At 62.2% G+C, this 3,799-nt stretch carries 5 protein-coding genes; 3 read left to right on the top strand and 2 right to left on the bottom strand.

Translation table 11 applies throughout. The features are described from left to right. Positions 1 to 25: 25 nt before the first annotated feature. Positions 26 to 343, bottom strand: a complete 318-nt coding sequence (locus EN906_RS21665) for a plasmid stabilization protein (RefSeq protein WP_127267539.1) — start codon at positions 341 to 343, stop codon at positions 26 to 28. Positions 344 to 513: 170 nt separating this feature from the next. Beyond that, positions 514 to 684 carry a hypothetical protein gene (locus EN906_RS21660; protein ID WP_127267538.1) on the bottom strand — a complete coding sequence of 57 codons (171 nt, stop codon included), beginning with the start codon at positions 682 to 684 and terminating at the stop codon, positions 514 to 516. Between the two features lie 165 nt (positions 685 to 849). Here EN906_RS21660 and EN906_RS21655 point away from each other — a divergent pair, with 165 nt between their 5' ends. The 3 genes from EN906_RS21655 to EN906_RS21645 form a co-directional block, all read left to right on the top strand. Continuing rightward, on the top strand, positions 850 to 1,467 hold the full coding sequence (locus EN906_RS21655) for a (2Fe-2S)-binding protein (protein WP_127267537.1): 618 nt from the start codon (positions 850 to 852) through the stop codon (positions 1,465 to 1,467). A gap of 1 nt (position 1,468) precedes the next feature. Beyond that, positions 1,469 to 2,491: a xanthine dehydrogenase family protein subunit M gene (locus EN906_RS21650; RefSeq protein ID WP_127267536.1), complete on the top strand. Its 1,023-nt coding sequence runs from the start codon at positions 1,469 to 1,471 to the stop codon at positions 2,489 to 2,491. A 3-nt stretch (positions 2,492 to 2,494) separates the two neighbouring features. Then, on the top strand, positions 2,495 to 3,799 hold a 1,305-nt coding region (locus tag EN906_RS21645), incomplete at its 3' end, for a molybdopterin cofactor-binding domain-containing protein (protein ID WP_164777279.1).

Below are 3,799 nucleotides of genomic sequence, written 5' to 3'. Positions count from 1 at the left end.
CGCCGCATTCAGTGCCGGCCTCATATCAATGTGCGCGGTGTTCCGCATTGCGCTTGCGGGTCGCCGCAGCTTTCTTTGCCGATTCCGATCGGCTTGCGGCAGACCGTGATGCCGATGCCTTGCCGCCGCTTTTGCCGCCTTTGTGCGCCGCTGGATGGCCCGTGTGTTTGCCGCGGCCGGAACCGCCTTCCTTCTTGCCGCCGCCATCGTCCTTGTTGACGGTAGCCCATGCGCGCCGCTCTGCCTCCTTGTCGGAAACCCCGCGCTTCTCATAGCCTTCGGCAATGTGGTCGGCTTTGCGCTCCTGCTTGTCAGTGTATTTCGATTTCTCGCCTCGTGGCACGGCCTGTTCCTCCTGTTGAATAAGGGCTGAACGTCGACTCGACGCGCTGGTTCCAACAGAAGTCGCGTAGCCAATGGCGCATCGCGATGCATGGCCAAACACCGCCGCGCCGCGCAAGCTAGCGCCTTTCGGGCCGGGGAGAGTGCAGCAGCAAGGCGAGGGGGATTGGTTCAGCCGATTGCCAACCTCACGACGAGGGCCAGGATCACGACGCCGACCAAGCCGGCTATGAAGACGACCCGACGCGTGCGCGTTCGCAGGATGATATCGCCTTGTCTCGCCTGATCCGCAGAGAATACGGGTCCATTGTCACGGTCCTTGCCATGCCGACCATCGCTCATGATCGCCTCCTTCCCGCTGTTGGCACACAACCATCGCTTGACCGGGGAGGTTCCGATTGCGTCGATCCCGCCGACAGAAAAAAGGATCACAGGCTCGTGAGGAGGGAACTTTGCCCTCCGCGAGTGGTTTGGGCCGCTTGAGACCCAGCCAGCCCGGAGCCAGCCATGTCCGATGCCAAGACTTCCAGTGGCCTGAGCAGACGCATGTTCATGACGGCCTCTGTTTCGGCGGCGGCGGTGATGCCGCTTGTAAATTCCCCGACGAGAGCTGCCCAGCCCGCGTCCGCAAAACCGGCCGAACCGCGCGATTTGTCGGCGGTTTCGATGCGTATCAACAAGCAGACCTACAACCTCGCGCTCGACAATCGAACCAGCCTGCTTGACGCGCTGCGCGACCATGTCGGCCTGACCGGCACCAAGAAAGGTTGCGATCACGGTCAGTGTGGTGCCTGCACGGTGCTGATCGACGGAAAGCGGGTACTGTCCTGCCTGAGCTTTGCCGTCATGAACCAGGGCCGAGAGATCACAACGGTGGAAGGCCTGGCTTCGGCGGAAGGGGAATTGCATCCGGTCCAGCAGGCCTTCGTCGACCACGATGCCTTTCAATGCGGCTATTGCACACCGGGTCAGATCATGTCCGCCATCGGTTGCATCAACGAAGGCCATGCTGGGTCGGAAGACGATATTCGCGAATATATGAGCGGCAATCTATGTCGCTGCGCGGCCTATCCCAACATCGTTGCCGCGATCGTCCAGGCACGCGACGAGACCAGGAGGGCTTAGGATGCACCCATTCGTATATGAAAGACCAACCAGCGTCTCCGCGGCAATCGCCATGGCGTCCCGTCCCGATACCGTGCATGTTCCGCCAACCGGTGCCGACACGCAGTTCATCGCCGGCGGCACCAATCTGGCCGACTACATGAAGCTCGGTGTCGCGCGGCCGGAGCGACTGCTCGACCTCAACTCTCTTGCCGAGCCGGCCTTGCGGCAGATCAGGATAGACGATGATAAGATCCGGTTTGGTGCGCTGGTCCGTATGGGTGAAGCAGCCGACAACAATGATGTCAGGCGCCGTTGCCCGGTCCTCGCCGACAGCCTGAAATTCGCTGCCAGCGGTCAGCTTCGCAACATGGCGAGCCTGGGCGGCAATGTGCTGCAACGTACGCGCTGCGAGTATTTTCGAGAGATATCTTGGCCGTGCAACAAGCGCGAACCGGGCTCCGGCTGCGCTGCGATGGAAGGGTCCAATCGCCAGCATGCCGTGCTGGGTACGAGCGATGCCTGCATTGCCACGTATCATGGTGATTTCGCGCAGGCGCTGGTTGCGCTGGACGCCACCGTCGATGTCGAAGGTTCGCGGGGAAGGCGCACGCTCATTTTTGCCAAGCTGCATAGACGGCCGGGCGAGACGCCCGACATCGAGACGGATCTGGCCGCCGACGAGCTTATTACCGCCATCGAAGTGCCGCTCGCACGGTGGGCCAGCCGGTCGCGCTATCTGAAGATACGCGATCGCGAATCCTACGCGTTTGCGCTGGCGTCCGCGGCTGTCGCGCTCGACATGGATGGCGAGACGGTAAGGAGTGCGCGCATTGCGCTCGGCGGACTGGCGACGGTGCCGTGGCGTGCGCGCGAAGCAGAGGACACGCTACAGGGCAAAGTGCTTGACGAAGCCACGGCGCAGGAGGCCGCAGAGGCTGCTTTCGCCGATGCCAGACCGCGCGAGCATAACGCATTCAAGATACCGCTCGGCAAGCGCACGCTGGTGCGGGCGCTGCTCGAAACCCGGGATATGAAGGGCTGAGCCATGAACCAAGCTGCACCCGCTCCAAGGGAAAACCAGGGCGATCCCGTTGTTCGCATTGACGCCCGGCTAAAAGTTACCGGACAGGCCGGCTATCCCGCCGACATCGTCACCGCCAACGTCGCCCACGGTGCCCTTGCCACCAGCAGCATTGCGCGGGGCAAGGTTTCCGAACTTCACACGAAAGACGCCAGGGCCGTACCCGGTGTGCTGGACATCGTCACTTATGGCGATCTGGACAAGACCGACATGCCGAAATTCGGCAACACCGGCGCAAGTTCGATTGGGCCTTTGCACGACAAGACGGTTTTTCACGATGGTCAGATCATCGCTCTGGTGGTCGCCGAAAGCTTCGAGGCGGCGGAGGAGGCAGCGATGTTGATCCGCGCCGACTACGAGGACGAACGGCCCAGCGCCAGCTTTGATTCCAAGGGCGTGAAGATGGAACCGGCTGCCGGCAAAAGCCCGATGTTCAAGGAGGATGCGAAGGCCGGTGACTTCGACGCCGCCTGGGCGGATGCGACGGTGAAGATCGACGAAAAGTATTCGACGCCGACCCAGCATCATAATCCGATCGAGCTGTTTTCGACCACAGCCATATGGCAGGGCGACCAGTTGACGATCCACGAGCCCAGCCAGAATGTTACGGGCTGGAAGGTGGAACTGGCACGCCAATTGAAGCTCGATCCGGCCAATGTGCGGATCGTCAGTCCCTATATCGGCGGCGCCTTCGGCTCCAAGGGGCCGATGACGGCACGCACTGCGATCGTTGCCGTCGCGGCGCGGCGCATCGGCCGGCCGGTTCGCTGCGTCGTCAATCGCATGCAAGCCTTCGGTACGCAGACCTATCGAGCCGAAACGCGGCATCGGATCCGCATGGGCGCCGGCAAGGACGGCCGCATCACGGCGTTCGGACATGAGGCCTGGGAGGTGACGTCACGCCCTGACCCTTATGTCGTCGGCGGCACGTCAGCCACCGCGCGCATGTACAATTACGGCTCCGTTCTGACGCATGTTTCGCTGGTTCATGCCGACCGCAACACTCCTGGCTACATGCGATCGCCGCCGGAGACGCCTTATGTCTACGCGCTGGAAAACGCCATGGACGAAATGGCCGTGGCCCTCGGCATGGATCCTGTCGAGTTTCGTCGCATCAATGAACCGGAGAAGGAGCCGATCGGAGGCAAGCCATTTTCCAGCCGCTCACTCATCAAGTGCTATGACCAGGCGTCCGAGGCCTTTGGCTGGTCGAAACGCGATCCCACGGTCGGCTCGATGCGCGACGGCGATTGGCTGGTCGGGATGGGC

This window comes from Mesorhizobium sp. M7A.F.Ca.CA.004.06.1.1, from assembly GCF_003999135.1.
GTDB lineage: Bacteria > Pseudomonadota > Alphaproteobacteria > Rhizobiales > Rhizobiaceae > Mesorhizobium.
The sequence above is the reverse complement of the archived record's forward strand: the minus strand, read 5'-3'. Positions and strand labels throughout refer to the sequence as shown.